Source organism: Candidatus Pelagibacter bacterium nBUS_28 (genome assembly GCF_051200915.1).
Taxonomy (GTDB): Bacteria; Pseudomonadota; Alphaproteobacteria; order Pelagibacterales; family Pelagibacteraceae; genus Pelagibacter.
Genome location: NZ_CP172844.1, coordinates 1,092,109 through 1,106,663, shown reverse-complemented (window position 1 = coordinate 1,106,663; position 14,555 = coordinate 1,092,109). Strand labels below are relative to the sequence as shown.

The 14,555-nt window shown below is 30.7% G+C and carries 16 protein-coding genes; 8 read left to right on the top strand and 8 right to left on the bottom strand.

Annotated elements, in window-relative coordinates; translation table 11 throughout:
- Positions 1 to 2 precede the first annotated feature (2 nt).
- From uvrC to uvrB, 4 genes are read right to left on the bottom strand one after another with little or no spacing between them, the layout of a single operon-like run.
- Positions 3 to 1,838, bottom strand: coding sequence for an excinuclease ABC subunit UvrC (uvrC, locus tag ACIJYC_RS05855; protein ID WP_435165512.1), 1,836 nt, complete (start codon positions 1,836 to 1,838; stop codon positions 3 to 5).
- Entirely contained in the window at positions 1,825 to 2,250 is a 426-nt protein-coding gene (locus tag ACIJYC_RS05850) for a dihydroneopterin aldolase (protein ID WP_435116009.1), read from the bottom strand. Before ACIJYC_RS05850 ends, uvrC begins: the two co-directional genes overlap by 14 nt.
- Positions 2,247 to 2,999, bottom strand: coding sequence for an SDR family oxidoreductase (locus ACIJYC_RS05845; RefSeq protein ID WP_435165509.1), 753 nt, complete (start codon positions 2,997 to 2,999; stop codon positions 2,247 to 2,249). Before ACIJYC_RS05845 ends, ACIJYC_RS05850 begins: the two co-directional genes overlap by 4 nt.
- Positions 2,981 to 5,152, bottom strand: a complete 2,172-nt coding sequence (gene uvrB, locus ACIJYC_RS05840) for an excinuclease ABC subunit UvrB (protein WP_435165506.1) — start codon at positions 5,150 to 5,152, stop codon at positions 2,981 to 2,983. Before uvrB ends, ACIJYC_RS05845 begins: the two co-directional genes overlap by 19 nt.
- Before the next feature lie 35 nt (positions 5,153 to 5,187).
- On the opposite strand from uvrB, the gene ACIJYC_RS05835 reads away from it, so the two are divergent.
- A complete protein-coding gene (locus ACIJYC_RS05835; protein WP_435165503.1) occupies positions 5,188 to 6,387 on the top strand; it encodes a pyridoxal phosphate-dependent aminotransferase in 1,200 nt (399 codons plus the stop codon).
- Here ACIJYC_RS05835 and ACIJYC_RS05830 read toward each other — a convergent pair.
- A complete protein-coding gene (locus ACIJYC_RS05830; protein WP_435165500.1) occupies positions 6,379 to 7,398 on the bottom strand; it encodes an NAD-dependent epimerase/dehydratase family protein in 1,020 nt (339 codons plus the stop codon). The genes ACIJYC_RS05835 and ACIJYC_RS05830 overlap by 9 nt on opposite strands.
- Positions 7,399 to 7,439: 41 nt before the next feature.
- Entirely contained in the window at positions 7,440 to 8,384 is a 945-nt protein-coding gene (gene trxB, locus ACIJYC_RS05825; RefSeq protein ID WP_435165497.1) for a thioredoxin-disulfide reductase, read from the bottom strand.
- Between the two features lie 21 nt (positions 8,385 to 8,405).
- Between trxB and ACIJYC_RS05820 the strand changes: the two genes are divergently transcribed.
- Together ACIJYC_RS05820 and ACIJYC_RS05815 are read left to right on the top strand one after the other, a co-directional pair.
- Positions 8,406 to 9,350 carry a mitochondrial fission ELM1 family protein gene (locus tag ACIJYC_RS05820; RefSeq protein WP_435165494.1) on the top strand — a complete coding sequence of 315 codons (945 nt, stop codon included), beginning with the start codon at positions 8,406 to 8,408 and terminating at the stop codon, positions 9,348 to 9,350.
- Positions 9,350 to 10,012, top strand: a complete 663-nt coding sequence (locus ACIJYC_RS05815) for a hypothetical protein (protein WP_435165491.1) — start codon at positions 9,350 to 9,352, stop codon at positions 10,010 to 10,012. Before ACIJYC_RS05820 ends, ACIJYC_RS05815 begins: the two co-directional genes overlap by 1 nt.
- A 5-nt stretch (positions 10,013 to 10,017) precedes the next feature.
- On the opposite strand, the gene ACIJYC_RS05810 is transcribed toward ACIJYC_RS05815, so the two are convergent.
- Entirely contained in the window at positions 10,018 to 10,545 is a 528-nt protein-coding gene (locus ACIJYC_RS05810; protein WP_435165488.1) for a hypothetical protein, read from the bottom strand.
- A gap of 79 nt (positions 10,546 to 10,624) precedes the next feature.
- Between ACIJYC_RS05810 and ACIJYC_RS05805 the strand changes: the two genes are divergently transcribed.
- A complete protein-coding gene (locus ACIJYC_RS05805) occupies positions 10,625 to 11,341 on the top strand; it encodes a Crp/Fnr family transcriptional regulator (RefSeq protein WP_435165486.1) in 717 nt (238 codons plus the stop codon).
- Between the two features lie 40 nt (positions 11,342 to 11,381).
- Here ACIJYC_RS05805 and ACIJYC_RS05800 read toward each other — a convergent pair whose 3' ends face one another.
- Positions 11,382 to 11,825, bottom strand: a complete 444-nt coding sequence (locus ACIJYC_RS05800; RefSeq protein ID WP_435165483.1) for an Hsp20 family protein — start codon at positions 11,823 to 11,825, stop codon at positions 11,382 to 11,384.
- A gap of 160 nt (positions 11,826 to 11,985) precedes the next feature.
- Here ACIJYC_RS05800 and ACIJYC_RS05795 point away from each other — a divergent pair, with 160 nt between their 5' ends.
- From ACIJYC_RS05795 to nirK, 4 genes are all read left to right on the top strand, one after another.
- Positions 11,986 to 12,156, top strand: a complete 171-nt coding sequence (locus tag ACIJYC_RS05795) for a hypothetical protein (RefSeq protein WP_435165481.1) — start codon at positions 11,986 to 11,988, stop codon at positions 12,154 to 12,156.
- Positions 12,157 to 12,480: 324 nt separating this feature from the next.
- Positions 12,481 to 13,122, top strand: coding sequence for an aspartyl/asparaginyl beta-hydroxylase domain-containing protein (locus ACIJYC_RS05790; protein WP_435165480.1), 642 nt, complete (start codon positions 12,481 to 12,483; stop codon positions 13,120 to 13,122).
- Entirely contained in the window at positions 13,101 to 13,364 is a 264-nt protein-coding gene (locus ACIJYC_RS05785; RefSeq protein ID WP_435165478.1) for a DUF6868 family protein, read from the top strand. The genes ACIJYC_RS05790 and ACIJYC_RS05785 overlap by 22 nt, the downstream gene beginning before the upstream one ends.
- A 101-nt stretch (positions 13,365 to 13,465) precedes the next feature.
- Positions 13,466 to 14,551 (top strand): copper-containing nitrite reductase, encoded by a 1,086-nt coding sequence (nirK, locus tag ACIJYC_RS05780; RefSeq protein ID WP_435165476.1) that lies wholly within the window; start codon positions 13,466 to 13,468, stop codon positions 14,549 to 14,551.
- Positions 14,552 to 14,555: the final 4 nt, after the last annotated feature.

Below are 14,555 nucleotides of genomic sequence, written 5' to 3'. Positions count from 1 at the left end.
AATTATTCATGAAAAAAGTTATATATCTTTTTTGCAACTTTTTCCTCAACACCTTCTACAGACTTTATCTCATCAAAACTAGCAGACTCAACAGATCTGGCAGATCCAAAATGGTTTAATAAAGCCCTTTTTCTAATAGCGCCTATACCATCGATCTGATCCAACAATGATTTTGATAATCCTTTAGCTCTTTTGGCTCTGTGAGAGGTAATTGCAAATCTATGTGCTTCATCTCTAAGTCTTTGCATGAAGAACAAAGTTGGATCATTTTTCTCAAATTTATAGCTTTTGCCATTATAGAAAAATGTTTCATCTCCACTATTTCGCATTTTACCTTTTGCAATAGCAATCATTGGAAGATCATGAAGGCCCAATTCATCGAGCACTTCTTTTGCCGAAGAATATTGGCCTTTACCACCATCAATTAGTATTAAATCTGGTAATGTTAAGTAATTTCCTTTTTCTAAAATTGCTCTTTTAAATCTTCTAGATAACACTTCTTTGAGCATAGCAAAGTCATCTTGTTCAGCGCCTTTAGTCTTAATATCAAATTTTCGATATCTTTTTTTTACAAATCCTTCATTACCAAAAGTAACCATAGCACCAACACTATTAGTTCCCGAAATATGGCTGTTGTCATAAACTTCAACAAGATTAATGACATTTTTTAGATCAAATTTTTTAGCAACACCGTCAAATAAATTTTTATTATTATTTGTTTCATAAAGTTTTCTATTTAATGACTCTTTTGCATTTTTTTTAGCCATTGCCACAACTTTTGCCTTGGTGCCTTTTTTAGCGGTATTGATGGAAATAGTATTTCCTTCTTTTTTACTTAAAGTTTCTTCTATTAGTTTCTTATCTTTAATGTCAGCATTGATAATAACTAATTTAGGAACAGTTTTATTTTCATAAAATTGCATTAAAAAAGATGACATAATTTCTGAAATTTCTTGATCTGGATCATGTTTTGGAAAGTAAGCTTGGTTTCCCCAGTTTTGTTTTGATCTATAAAAAAATACTTGAATACAAGCTTTACCAGACTCTTTGTATCCAGCAATTACATCAGCATCAACTAGGTTTGCTTCATTAATTCTTTGTGACGATTGAATTATATTTAGAGATTTTATTCTATCTCTAAAAATTGAAGCTTTTTCAAAATTAAGTTCATCACTTGCTGCTTCCATTTCTTTAGAAAGATTTTTTTGTATATCTCTTGATTTTCCTGATACGAACAGAATTGCTTGGTCTACAGTTTTTTTATAATCAGATTTATCTATGTAGCCCACACAAGGACCTGAGCATCTTTTTATTTGATAAAGTATACAAGGTCTTTTTCTATTTTTAAAAGTTCCATCATCACATACTCTTAATTGAAATATTTTTTGGAGCATCTTAATAGTCCAATTAGCAGTTCCTGCAGATGCAAAAGGACCAAAGTAAAACCCTTCTTTTTCTTTTTTACCCCTATGCTTCATGACCCTTGGCCATTGTTCTTTTTCACCAATGAATATAAAGGGAAATGACTTATCGTCTTTAAGTAAAATATTAAACTTAGGTTTATGTTTTTTGATTAAATTAGCCTCCAAAAGTAATGCTTCACTCTCATTTGCTGTAGTTGTGATCTCTAATTTAAAGGTTTGAGATAACATTCTTTCTGTTCGAATGATGTGATTTTTTTCAGCTACATAACTTTTTAATCTATTGGGAAGATTTTTAGCTTTTCCAACATAAAGAATATCATCTTTATGATTTAGCATTCTATAAACACCAGGGCTTTTAGGAATTAGAGGAAGTTCTTTTTTAATTACTTCTTTTCCAAGTTCAGAGCTTTTCATGACTTCTTTTTTTGGTAATTTGAATACCAACAGAGGTACATTCTTTTAATATCTCTAGTTTTTCTATTTGAAGCATTATTTTACCAATACGTTTATCTTTAAATAAGACATCAAAAACATCTTCTGCAAGTGTCTCTAAAAAATTGTAATGCTTATTTTTAGTAAGTTTTTTGATTAATTTTACAACTTGTCCATAATTAACAATAGATTTGATATCTTTATCGCTTGTTGGTTTTTTATCTTCATAATCAATCTCTAAGCTGAATTTTACTTTTTGAGGTTTTTCTTTTTCAAAATCGTAGTAACCAAGTTTTAAATCCAAAGTTAATTCTTTAATTAGAATTTTCTTTTCGTAATTAAATAAGCTTTTATTTTTATCTATTTTTACAACTTTTAAATTATTTTTTTTCATTCTTTACCTATTACATCTGGTGTTTGCCAATTTAAGTTTTGACCACTGTCAATTGCTAAAACTTGTCCTGTAATAGAGCTGTTTTTAATAAAAAAGTCAACAGCATTACAAATTTCATTTACATCTACTTGTTTTTTTAAAGGTGTTGCTAAGTATTGCTTTTTAAAATGTTTTTCAGTTTGTCTTTGGTTTTTTATAGTTGGTCCTGGAGCAATTCCATTAACTCTAATTTTTGGAGCAAAGTTCATGGCACTTGTTTTGGTTAAAGTATAAAGACCAGTTTTGCTTATTGTATAAGAAAAGAAATAAGGAGTAAGTTTGAATACTCTTTGATCTATAATGTTTATAATATTGTTATTTTTGCCTTTAATATTTTTAGAAAATTCTTTAGACAATAAAGCAGGTGTTCTTAAATTTGTTCTTAAATGCCTTCCCCAACTATCAGTGGTAAAGTTATCTAATTTATCGTTTTCAAAAAGAGAAGCATTGTTAATTAGGCAATCAAAATATTTCAATTTAGATTTTGCAAATTTAACTATTTTATTTACATCCGTTTCTTTACTTAAATCTCCCTTAACCAAATAAATTTTAGTACCATTTTTCTCTAATTCTTTTTTTAAAGCTTCAGCTTTTGATTTTGATTTATTATAATGGATTAATATTTCTTTTTTTGGACCGGATAATTTTCTTGCAATAGCAGCACCAATTCTGGTTGCTCCACCAGTAATAATTATTTTGTTTGCTTCCATTTTTTCTTACCCTTTTGTGCTCTTGTACCTGGAAGGCCCATTGTTGATCTGCCTTTTGGATACATTTTATTTTTTGAACTATATTTTTTTACCTTAGGATTTAAAGTAATTTCTAGTTCAGATGCTTCAAGTTTTCTTATTTCATCTCTAATTTTAGCTGCTTCTTCAAACTCTAAGTTGGTTGCAGACTCTTTCATTCTTTTGTTAAGGGCTTTTAGATGTTTCTTAAGATTGCCACCAATATTCTCATCGGTTCCAACTTTTACATAGTCCTTTTCATAAACACTTTCAAGAACATCTCCAATTCCTTTTTGGACACTTTTTGCAGTGATGTTATGTTTTTTATTGTAAGCTACTTGAATAGTTCGCCTTCTATCTGTTTCTTTAATTGCATTTTTGATACTTTTTGTTTCTTTATCAGCATAAAGAATAACTTTACCTTCAAGATTTCTTGCAGCTCTTCCAATAGTTTGAACCAAAGAAGTTTCAGATCTTAAAAACCCTTCTTTATCCGCATCTAGAATTCCAACTAAAGCACATTCTGGAATATCAAGTCCTTCTCTAAGCAAGTTAATTCCAACTAGAACATCGAACACTCCAAGTCTTAGATCTCTCATGATCTCAATCCGCTCTAAAGTATCAATATCAGAGTGCATATATCTAACTTTAATACCGTTTTCATGAAGATATTCAGTTAGATCCTCTGCCATCTTTTTAGTTAAAGTGGTGACTAATACTCTAAAATTATTATTTATTACTTTTACACACTCGTGCATTAAATCATCTACTTGGTTTTTAGCTGGTCTAATCTCAACAGGTGGATCAATTAACCCTGTGGGTCTAATGATTTGTTCTACAAATTTATTTTTTGTTTGTTTTAGTTCCCAAGGCCCAGGTGTGGCTGATACAAAAACAGTTTGAGTTCTCATTGCATCCCATTCTTCAAATTTAAGAGGACGGTTATCCATGCATGAAGGTAATCTAAAACCATACTCTGCAAGGTTACTTTTTCTAGATCTATCACCTTTGTACATCCCATTTAATTGAGGAACTGTTACATGACATTCATCAACAAAAATTAATGTATTATCTGGAAAGTATTCAAATAAGGTAGGAGGTGGTTCTCCTGGTTTTCTGCCTGATAAAAATCTAGAGTAATTCTCAATTCCAGCACAAGATCCAGTTGCTTCAATCATTTCTAGATCAAACTTAGTTCTTTCCTCTAATCTCTGTGCTTCAAGTAATTTATTTTGTTCTTTAAATTTTTTTAATGTTGCCTCCAATTCTCTTTTAATTTTAATTATTGCTTGTTCAATTGTTGGTTTTGGTGTGATGTAGTGACTATTTGCATAAACTTTTATTACATCAAGTTCACTAACTAAATCTCCTGTCAGTGGATCAAACTCTTCTATCTTTTCTAATTTATCTCCAAATAAACTTAATCTCCAAGCACGGTCTTCTAAGTGAGATGGAAAAATTTCAAGGTATTCACCCCTAGCTCTAAAAGTTCCTCGATAAAAATTTTGATCATTTCTTTTATATTGAAGTGCGACTAAAGATTTAATTAATTCTTCTCTGTTATAATCATAATTAGTTTTTAGGCTTAAAGTCATTTTACTATAAGCTTCAACAGAGCCTAGTCCATAAATACAAGAAACACTTGAAACAATAATAACATCATCACGTTCTAGAAGTGATCTTGTTGCTGAGTGACGCATTCGATCAATTTGCTCATTAATTGACGCTTCTTTTTCAATATAAGTGTCTGATCGTGGAACGTACGCTTCTGGAGTATAATAGTCATAGTAGGATACAAAATATTCAACAGCATTATCAGGAAAGAAAGATTTCATTTCTCCATATAGCTGTGCTGCTAATGTTTTGTTGGGCGCAAGAATAAGCGCTGGTCTATTTGTTTTTTCAATAACTTGAGCCATTGTAAAAGTTTTTCCAGATCCAGTTACACCAAGTAAAACCTGGCTAAGTTGATCTTTGTTAGCACCATTTACCAACTGTTTTATGGCCTCAGGTTGATCACCTGCGGGCTTAAAATCAGTTTTCATCTGAAACTTTTTTCCACCCTCTAGTTTAGGGCTTATTGCAGGATTTTTATTCTGCACAGCTGTAATTAGATCTTGATAAGTGTTCTGCATTATTTATAAAACTATTAGATTAAAATTATATTTCAATGAGCATAATATCAGACAGTTTAAAAAAGATTAAACCATCACCAACGATTGCTGTAACTCAAAAAGCAAGAGAATTAAAGGCTGCTGGGAAAGATGTAATAGGTCTTGGTGCAGGAGAGCCTGATTTTGATACACCAGATAATATCAAACAAGCTGCAATTAAAGCCATTAATAACGGAGACACTAAATATACTGCAGTTGATGGAACGCCAGCTTTAAAAAACGCAATCGTAGAAAAATTTAAAAAAGAAAATAATTTAGATTACACAACTGATCAAGTTACAGTTGGAGCAGGAGGAAAGCATGTAATTTATAATGCAATGATGGCAACTCTTAATGAGGGAGATGAGGTTATTGTTCCAGCTCCTTATTGGGTTTCTTATCCTGATATGGTTTTGTTAGCAGGTGGAACTCCGATTATTTTAGAGTGCAACGAAAAACAAGGGTTTAAGATTAATCCAGTTGAATTAGAAAAGTCTATAACTCCAAAAACTAAGTGGATTATACTAAACTCACCTTCAAATCCAACTGGTGCCTGTTATACAGAAGAAGATATTAGAGAGATTGCAAAAATTTTAGAAAAACATCCTAATGTTCATATTTTAAGTGATGATATTTATGAGCACGTTACTTATGAAGGCTTTAAATTTTTCACCATCGCTCAAATTGATAGTTTAAAAGAGAGAGTGTTAACTATGAATGGTGTAAGTAAAGCTTATTCAATGACTGGTTGGAGAATAGGATATGCAGCAGGTCCAAAAGATATCATTAAAGCAATTGCTAAAATTCAATCACAATCAACAACTAACCCATCTTCAATTAGCCAAGCAGCTGCAGTTGAAGCGTTAGTTGGAACTCAAGATTTTATAAAAGAAAGAGCGACTTCTTTTCAAGAGAGAAGAGATTTTGTTGTTAAAGCATTAAATGAAATTAATGGAATTGAATGTTTAAATCCTGATGGTGCATTTTATGTTTTTCCAAGCTGCAAAGGTTTAATGGGTAAAAAAGATTCAAATGGAAATGAATTGAAAACTGACACTGATTTTGTTCAATCTTTATTAGAGAACAGTGGTATAGCAGTTGTACAAGGTTCTGCGTTTGGCTTAGAAGGTTTCTTTAGAATTTCTTATGCCACTTCAATGGAAAACCTTAAAAAAGCTTTAGAGAAAATTTCTTCTTTTTGTAAAAGTCTAAACTAAACCAAGTCTAATTACAGAATTTCCAGCGTCTACAATACTATCTTTTGCAGGTTTAAATTTCATACCTAGTAAATCTTCAGAATATGAAGTATCTGTCTGCATTAGAATTCCTAGTTCTGGCACCATAAGTTTTGCGGAAGAGTCTAGGTAACTAATTAGCTTTAGCATAAAGTTTGGCATTTCTTTTTTTGGTAGTTTTTTCGCATACTTTGGAAATGCTTCTTGCATAATTTTAGAAATTTCGAGCATTTTTTTAACTTCTGAACCAATTAATAAACGTCTGCCATTTACTTTAGAATTTTTCAATGAAAGTACATGTGCTTTTGCTACATCTTTTACATCAGAAATTAATATTCCGAAATTTGGGGCCATTGGATATTTTCCTTTAAGGAAAAGTTGAACATATTTAGTTGATGTATTTTCTTTATTATCTAATGCATCACCATTAACACCACCTGGATTAATTACTGTTAATTTATCTCTCAATCCTTTGCTTTCCATTAATTCCCAGGCAACTTTTTCAGCTTTAGTTTTAGATATAATATAATCATTAGAACCACTCCATTCAGTATCTGACCAATCATTTTCTCCTACATTGTAAGGGTTGGTTCTATTGGGTCTTTTAAACATTGCAGCTATTGAAGATGTTAGAACTATCTTTTCAACGTTAGCTTCTATACCTGCGTTTAAAACTCTCAAAGTTCCATCTTTAGCAGCTGGAACTAAAGCCTCTCTATTTCTTGAACTTTTCATAGGGTAAGGAGAGGCGGTGTGTATAATATATTTACAACCTTTTGCAGCTTCGTTCCAACCTTCATCTTTTAAAAGATCCAATTCAACAAATGATAATTTATCTGTTGAAACATATTCACTTATAGTTTTTTTTGTTTTCTCTAATGAGTTTTGGTTTCTTACAGTTCCTAAAACTTCATATCCAGAGTTTAATAATTCAATAGCTATATGTTTTGCTATCCATCCACTTATTCCAGTTAATAATACTTTATCTGCCATTATATTTACCCTTCTATTTGTTATTAGTTATTAATCTCGAATTAGTGAGATAAGAATTTTTCGGCTTCAAGTGCAGCCATACAACCCATTCCTGCAGCTGTAACGGCTTGTCTAAAAGTTTTGTCTTTAACATCGCCTGCAGCATAAACTCCAGGGACATTAGTTTCTGTAGAATCGGGTTTAGTTAATAAATAACCCTCTTTATCCATATCTAATTGTTCTTTAAATAAAGCTGTTGCTGGATCATGTCCAATCGCAATAAATAACCCATCAATCTTCATTTCTTGAATATCGTTAGTTTTTAAATTCTTAACTTTAATTGCTTTAACATTTTTAGGATCATTATCTCCGATAACTTCATCAACAGCACTATCCCAAATAATTTCAATTTTTTTATTTTCCATTAATTTTTTTTGAAGCATCTTTTCAGCTCTTAGTTCATCTCTTCTATGAATTAATTTAACTTTTGATGCAAATTTTGTAAGAAACATTGCTTCTTCAACAGCAGCATTACCACCACCGACAACTGCAACTTCTTTATCTTTAAAGAAAAAACCATCACAAGTAGCACAAGCTGAAACTCCAAAACCTCTGAATTCTTGTTCTGATTTTAAATTTAACCATCTTGCTTGAGCGCCTGTAGAAATTATAATGCTATCTGCCGTATATTTTTGACCACTATCGCCAACAGCTTCAAAGGGTATAGATTTTAAATTTACCGATGAGATATGATCTTCAATCATTTCTGTTCCAACTGCTTTAGCCTGATCTTTCATCTGATCCATTAACCAAGGACCTTGAATTACATCTGCAAAACCTGGAAAATTTTCAACATCCGTAGTTGTTGTCAATTGCCCACCCGGTTGAACGCCGTAAACTAAAATTGGATTTAACATTGCACGTGCCGCATAAACTGCTGCAGTGTATCCGGCAGGACCAGATCCTATTATTAACACTTTTGTGTGTTTTGTTGGATTATCACTCATACAAAAGTTATATAAGGATAAATGGTAAAATTAAAAGGGATATTATTGACTGAAGGTATGCATGGCATGATTAGCCAAGTGGAAGGTTTGGCTAAAGCCTTAGATATAGATTTCACACACCACAAGGTTGAACTAAACCATTTATGGAAATTCATTCCACCAAATTTTAGTCCAGTTTCACAAAATGTATTTAAAAAAATTGATCATGATGATTTTGATGTGATTATCTCATGTGGGCGTAAAAGTGTTATTCCTTCTATTCATTTAAAAAATACAGCCAATAAAAAAGTATTTAATATTCATATTCAAGATCCAAAAGTAGATTTAAATAATTTTGATTTTATTGTCGCCCCAGAACATGATGCAATACAAGGTCAAAATGTTATTAGCACAAAGGGTGCTATTCATTATCTTACTGAAAACGAAATTAGTGAAAATAAAGATTATCTGAATTCATTTATAAAAAAGGATGAAAGAAAGATCTGGACTTTAATATTAGGTGGTCCAACAAAGTACTATGATTACTCAACCAAAAATATGAAACATATTTTTACATCTCTATACAAATTATTAAAAAAACATGATTTTCAGCTTGTGGTAATTCCATCAATGAGAACTCCACTGAATACTATCCATTATGCTAGAGAATTTTTTGGAGATAATCACACAATTATAATGGATGTTGATAAAAAAGCCTATTTATCAGCTTTAGCATTATCTGAAAATATTATTGTTACATGCGATTCTAGCTCAATGATTTCTGAAGCAGCCTTAACTGGTAAGCCAATTTATATTGCCAGCATTTTGCCTAGAAAAAATGATAAAAGATTTCAAAGTTTTAGAAATTTATTTAGGGAATTAAATATAACTAGAAATTTAGGTGAAGAAGTAGAAAATTGGACCTATGAAAAGCTAGATGAAACAAATAGAGTGGCAAATATTATCAAACAAAAAATTAATTCTTAATGTCACTTTTAGACTCAATTCAAAGCCAATCAAAAAAACATGAATTTCCATTTGACCATTGGGAGTATAACAATGCTTTATCTGATGGTGCAATTGAAGAAATTATTAAAGCAGATATTCCCGATGTAAGTAAGCATAATCTTAATTATGATGGAACGAGAGCAATCGATGGTGGTGCAGCTGAATTTAGAGAAGGGATAGCTTCAGGGGGTGAGGCAATTAAATTTAGATGTTTTGTTACAAAGGAAAATGAAAAACAATTCCCACACTTAGTTAAATTTATTAATGAATTACAATCCAAAGAAGTACATCAAACTATCTCAAAAATGATTAATAAAGATTTGTCAAACTCATATGTAAGAGTTGAAGTTATCTGTGATCGAGAGGGTTTTTGGCTAAAGCCTCATTGCGATATTAAAGAAAAACTTATGTCTGGCTTAATATTTGTGAATAATGCTAACGAATCTGAGGAACTTGGAACAGATTTTTATAATGAAAAATTAGAAAAGGTTAAAACAGTTCCTTACAAAAATAATTATGGATACATGTTTACTAGTGGGCCAAATACTTGGCACGGTATGGAAAAGAAAACAATAGTCAAAGAAAGACGTTGTATTCAGGTAAATTATGTTACCTTTGAAACTGACTGGAAAGTTTTATAATTTAATTAAAGTTCTTTATTAGCTGTCAATATTTTATTAATTTTAATAAAGGCTCTCCATCCATCGGAGTTAAGAATATATTTTTCATATTTTTTTTTTATTAAATCAAATGATGAGTCTAATCTAGGTAATTCAATAACATCACAACTATTATTCTCAGCAATATCAACAGCTTTATTGGCAAGCTGCAGATAAACTTTTTTTTCTAAAACAGGACTTGATGAAATTAAATTTTCCACGACCAAACATTTAGAAAATTCTTTTTTAGCATTTTTGGAAAAGCCTTTATTCATAATGTCTTGTATTGAATAAATTAGTAAACCAACATTGTAAGAAGAATCATTTTTTGCAACCAAGATACCGTTCGACTCTTGTTTTAAAACTAATCTAATATAACTTTTTAATCTATCTAATCCCCAAGAAGGAAACTCTTCAGCTAATAATGGTAAAATACTCATTAAGCTTAAGTCACTATCTTGAAATCTAAAAATATTGAGACCTGGTAGTTTATTTGTATTATTTGTACTGAGCACACTTTGTACTTATCTTAAATTTAAAAGAACTATTTGATCTGGATCAATAACAATTTATACTTTAATTATATATTTTGGTATGCAGTCCGCACAATTAAACAAAGAATCTAACGAAAAGAGTAGATGCTCAGAGTGCAATATCAGGTCATACTCATTTTGTAGATGTTTGCAGGAAGATAAGCTTAAAGAGTTTTCCAATATTTCATCAGAGAAAAAATTTCAAAATAAAGCAAACATTTTTTTACAACAAGATGATGCTAAAAATATTTATAATATCACTGAAGGAAATGTAAAAATTTATCAATTAATTGATGATGGTCGTATTCAGATAATTGGCTTTCTTTACCCTGGAGATTTTTTTGGTTCTTATAAAAATGGCAAATATAATTATTGTGCTGAGGCTATTGGTAATGTACGCGTATGTATTTTTGAACAAAAAAAACTAGATAAGTATATTGATAAAAATATGGTGCTTGCAAAAGAACTTTTAAATCAAACATCTCACGAATTAACACTTGCTCAAGATAGAATGGGTGTTTTAGGCAAGTTAGATGCAACAGAACGACTTGCTAAGTTTTTGATGAATATATCAGAGCAAAGAAAAAGAATTGGCTGGCAAAACAATCCAATAAGTTTACCAATGACTAGACAAGATATAGCTGATTACCTAGGATTAACAATTGAAACAGTAAGTAGAGAAGTTTCTAAATTAAAAACTTCAAACATAATTAAAGTCTTATCTTCTAAACAAATCTACATAAATGATTTTGAAAAATTATCTAATCTTTCAAAATAAATTAAATAGCCCCAGTATTTAACTGAGACTATTTATTAGATTATTGTCTGCTGTTAATTGGTATTTCCTTAACATATTTTGGCAAAGGTTTTTCCTCTGTCAATTTAATTGACAACAAACCCTTTTCCAACATTGCTTCTTTGACTTTTACATCTTTACCAATAATGAAACTGGCACAGACATTTTCTTTTTCAACACCTTTGTAAAGATATTCTTTATCATCTTTTTCAACTTTTTTATTTGAAGTAGATTTAATTAAAAGAACATTATCCTCAACACTGACTTTGACATTTTTTTTATCAATACCAGGTAATGCAACTTCAATATTGTAGTCTTGCTTTCCTACCTTCGTAATATTGTAGCCACATCTATTAGTTTCAAAAGCATCCATTTCTCTGAGATGAATATCTTCAAAATGTTTGAACATATCATCAAAACCAACTGAAAAAGGTTTTAATGAGTCTATAATTGATAGTGATTTCATGTTTCTCCTTTCTATTAATTTAAAATAACAAAAGTTGAAAAAAAAAATTTGGTTTAAATCAAAATTATGAATTATTGATTTTGATCAAAACTGATCTTTATTGATGCATATCAGTACAAAAATTAATTAGAGAAATATATTTGTAATGAAAGGAGTAATGATGAACTACATGTTAACTAACAAGCCTTTTCATAGTAAGGCTAATATTGCGATTACAATGATGTTCATTGCGTTTGCAGTTATGTTGTTTGCTGTTTATATGCCAGAATTTACTTCTAATCTTAAGGCAGGAGTAGGTGGCACTGGTTTAGATTACAATCAAATACCATGATATGAAAAATAGATGGGTCCGGACCCCAGTGGTAATTTTGATTTAAATCAATATCAAATTTTAAAAAACATCTATTTTGCAATTATGAAAATACATAATCTTGTAAAAACTTTGTTACTAGCCATAGCTATAAGTTCTTTAATTACTTTTGCTACTGTTTTGATTTCACCATATCTATTCTAGGATAGGCCCCACCATTCAGAGACAATGATGATACTCTATAGGGTAGATACATGGTGAGACCTACTTATTTGTAACAGAATAAATCTTAATATTTTTGATTCACATCAACTTTTTCTTTTTAAATTTCTTTAAAAAAAAATTATGTCAATTAAAGATCTAGTTTATAAAGTTCCAGGTTTATCATTTGATGTTAGTAGACTGGTTGACACTTATAGAAAAATTAAAAGAAAAAAAGAATTTGATCAAGGTGATGGGTCAGTGTCACATATAGATAGTATTTCTCTTAATAAAATTCCAGGAAATGATGATAGTACATCTGGAAAATATTCATGGGGACTTTATTGGACAAAACCCGATAGTTCAGGACAAGAAGTTGCTAGAGCAGATTATATTGAAGAAAACAATTTTACTGAGTTTTTACCAGAGTTTGAAAACACATATTTCAAATTTGTTTACGATATATTATCTAGAAGATTTGCTTTAGGTAGAACTCGAATATTAAAAAAAGGACCAAGATCAACTTTAAGTTGGCATAAAGATCCAGAACCAAGGTTGCATATTCCAATTATTACCAATCCAGGATGTAGATTTGTAATTGAAGACAGATCTTTTCATTTACCTGCAGATGGAGGTGTATGGATAGTTAATGCAAAAAAATACCATAATTTTTTTAATGGTGGAGAAGAAGATAGGATACATTTGGTTGCAACACTTCCACATAGCAAATTATTTACTAAAAAAAAGTATACTTATAATCAATTATGGGATCAATGGGCGAGCTAGATTTAAATTTTTTATTAAACTTTTTAGCATGGCTAATCATAGCTAACTTCTTATTTATAATTTTTCGAGTATTTATATTTGGAAGTTTTCCTAAAAGTTTTATTTATAAAATACATCATTCATTCTTTAAAGTTTCACATAAAGATTTTGCAAAAGTACATTACAAAGGCATCATTCTCCATGTAACCTTAACAGTTTTTTTTGTTTTACTTCCCTATATTGTCTTAAGATATTCAATTTAATTTCATAAAATTTTATCTAACCAACATTTGACACAAATCAAATTATAAAAACTTTGATCAAGATCAAATAAAATTTTGAATCAGTTATTAAGGTAATATTTATGGATACAAAAAAATATATATCTATCTTTATCTCGTTAATATTAATTTCAATTACATTACAGGCAAAAAGTGGTGAAGCAGATAAGCTTCCTGTAGTTGTCCAGGAGCTAGTAGCGGCACCAGCAGTTCCAGCTCATAACATAGTTGCAAAAGGGGGACCTAAAGTAATTAAAGTGAGAATGAGTATTACAGAAAAAGTCATCACTATTGATAAACAAGGAACAAAGTTCAGAGTTTTTGCCTTTAACGATAGTGTTCCAGGGCCACTTATTGTTGCCCATGTAGGAGATTATATTGAGCTAACTCTAGTCAATCCTAAAAAAAATAATTTTGAACATAATTTAGATTTTCATGCAGCAACAGGTGCTCTAGGTGGAGGAGGTCTCACACATATTTTACCAGGTGAAGCGGTAGTACTAAGATGGAAGGCAACTAAACCAGGGGTATTTGTTTATCATTGTGCGCCAGGTGGTGCCATGGTGCCTTGGCACGTTGTTAAAGGAATGAACGGTGCCGTTATGGTTTTACCTAGAGATGGATTGAAAGATAGAGAAGGAAATCCAATCACATATGACAAAGCATTTTACATTGGTGAACAGGATTTTTATCTTCCAAAAGATGATAACGGAAATTACAAAGAATATATTCACCCTGGTGATGGTTTTAGTGATGTTTTAGAGGTGATGAAAACATTAACACCTACCCATGTTGTATTTAATGGATCAGAAGGTGCGTTAGAGGGAGACAACGCTTTGACTGCAAAAGTAGGTGAAACGGTAATGTTTATCCACGCACAAGCAAATAGAGATACACGACCTCACTTAATTGGTGGACATGGTGATTATGTATGGCCAAACGGATCATTTAATGATCCTCCAAGAACTAATTTAGAAACTTGGTTTGTACCAGGAGGCGCAGCTGGAGCAATGGTTTATAAATTTAGACAACCAGGAACTTATGTTTATCTAAATCACAATCTTATTGAAGCGTTTATCTTGGGTGCAAAAGCTGAAGTGAAAGTAACAGGTAAATGGAATAATGATTTAATGGAACAACTAATGGAGCCTACAAGAATTGCAGATTAATAAT

Coding starts and splice junctions, on each gene's coding strand:
- uvrC (WP_435165512.1), bottom strand. CDS start 1,838: ATGAAAAGCTCTGAACTTGGAAAAGAAGTAATTAAAAAAGAACTTCCT.
- ACIJYC_RS05850 (WP_435116009.1), bottom strand. CDS start 2,250: ATGAAAAAAAATAATTTAAAAGTTGTAAAAATAGATAAAAATAAAAGC.
- ACIJYC_RS05845 (WP_435165509.1), bottom strand. CDS start 2,999: ATGGAAGCAAACAAAATAATTATTACTGGTGGAGCAACCAGAATTGGT.
- uvrB (WP_435165506.1), bottom strand. CDS start 5,152: ATGCAGAACACTTATCAAGATCTAATTACAGCTGTGCAGAATAAAAAT.
- ACIJYC_RS05835 (WP_435165503.1), top strand. CDS start 5,188: ATGAGCATAATATCAGACAGTTTAAAAAAGATTAAACCATCACCAACG.
- ACIJYC_RS05830 (WP_435165500.1), bottom strand. CDS start 7,398: ATGGCAGATAAAGTATTATTAACTGGAATAAGTGGATGGATAGCAAAA.
- trxB (WP_435165497.1), bottom strand. CDS start 8,384: ATGAGTGATAATCCAACAAAACACACAAAAGTGTTAATAATAGGATCT.
- ACIJYC_RS05820 (WP_435165494.1), top strand. CDS start 8,406: ATGGTAAAATTAAAAGGGATATTATTGACTGAAGGTATGCATGGCATG.
- ACIJYC_RS05815 (WP_435165491.1), top strand. CDS start 9,350: ATGTCACTTTTAGACTCAATTCAAAGCCAATCAAAAAAACATGAATTT.
- ACIJYC_RS05805 (WP_435165486.1), top strand. CDS start 10,625: ATGCAGTCCGCACAATTAAACAAAGAATCTAACGAAAAGAGTAGATGC.
- ACIJYC_RS05800 (WP_435165483.1), bottom strand. CDS start 11,825: ATGAAATCACTATCAATTATAGACTCATTAAAACCTTTTTCAGTTGGT.
- ACIJYC_RS05795 (WP_435165481.1), top strand. CDS start 11,986: ATGAACTACATGTTAACTAACAAGCCTTTTCATAGTAAGGCTAATATT.
- ACIJYC_RS05790 (WP_435165480.1), top strand. CDS start 12,481: ATGTCAATTAAAGATCTAGTTTATAAAGTTCCAGGTTTATCATTTGAT.
- ACIJYC_RS05785 (WP_435165478.1), top strand. CDS start 13,101: ATGGGATCAATGGGCGAGCTAGATTTAAATTTTTTATTAAACTTTTTA.
- nirK (WP_435165476.1), top strand. CDS start 13,466: ATGGATACAAAAAAATATATATCTATCTTTATCTCGTTAATATTAATT.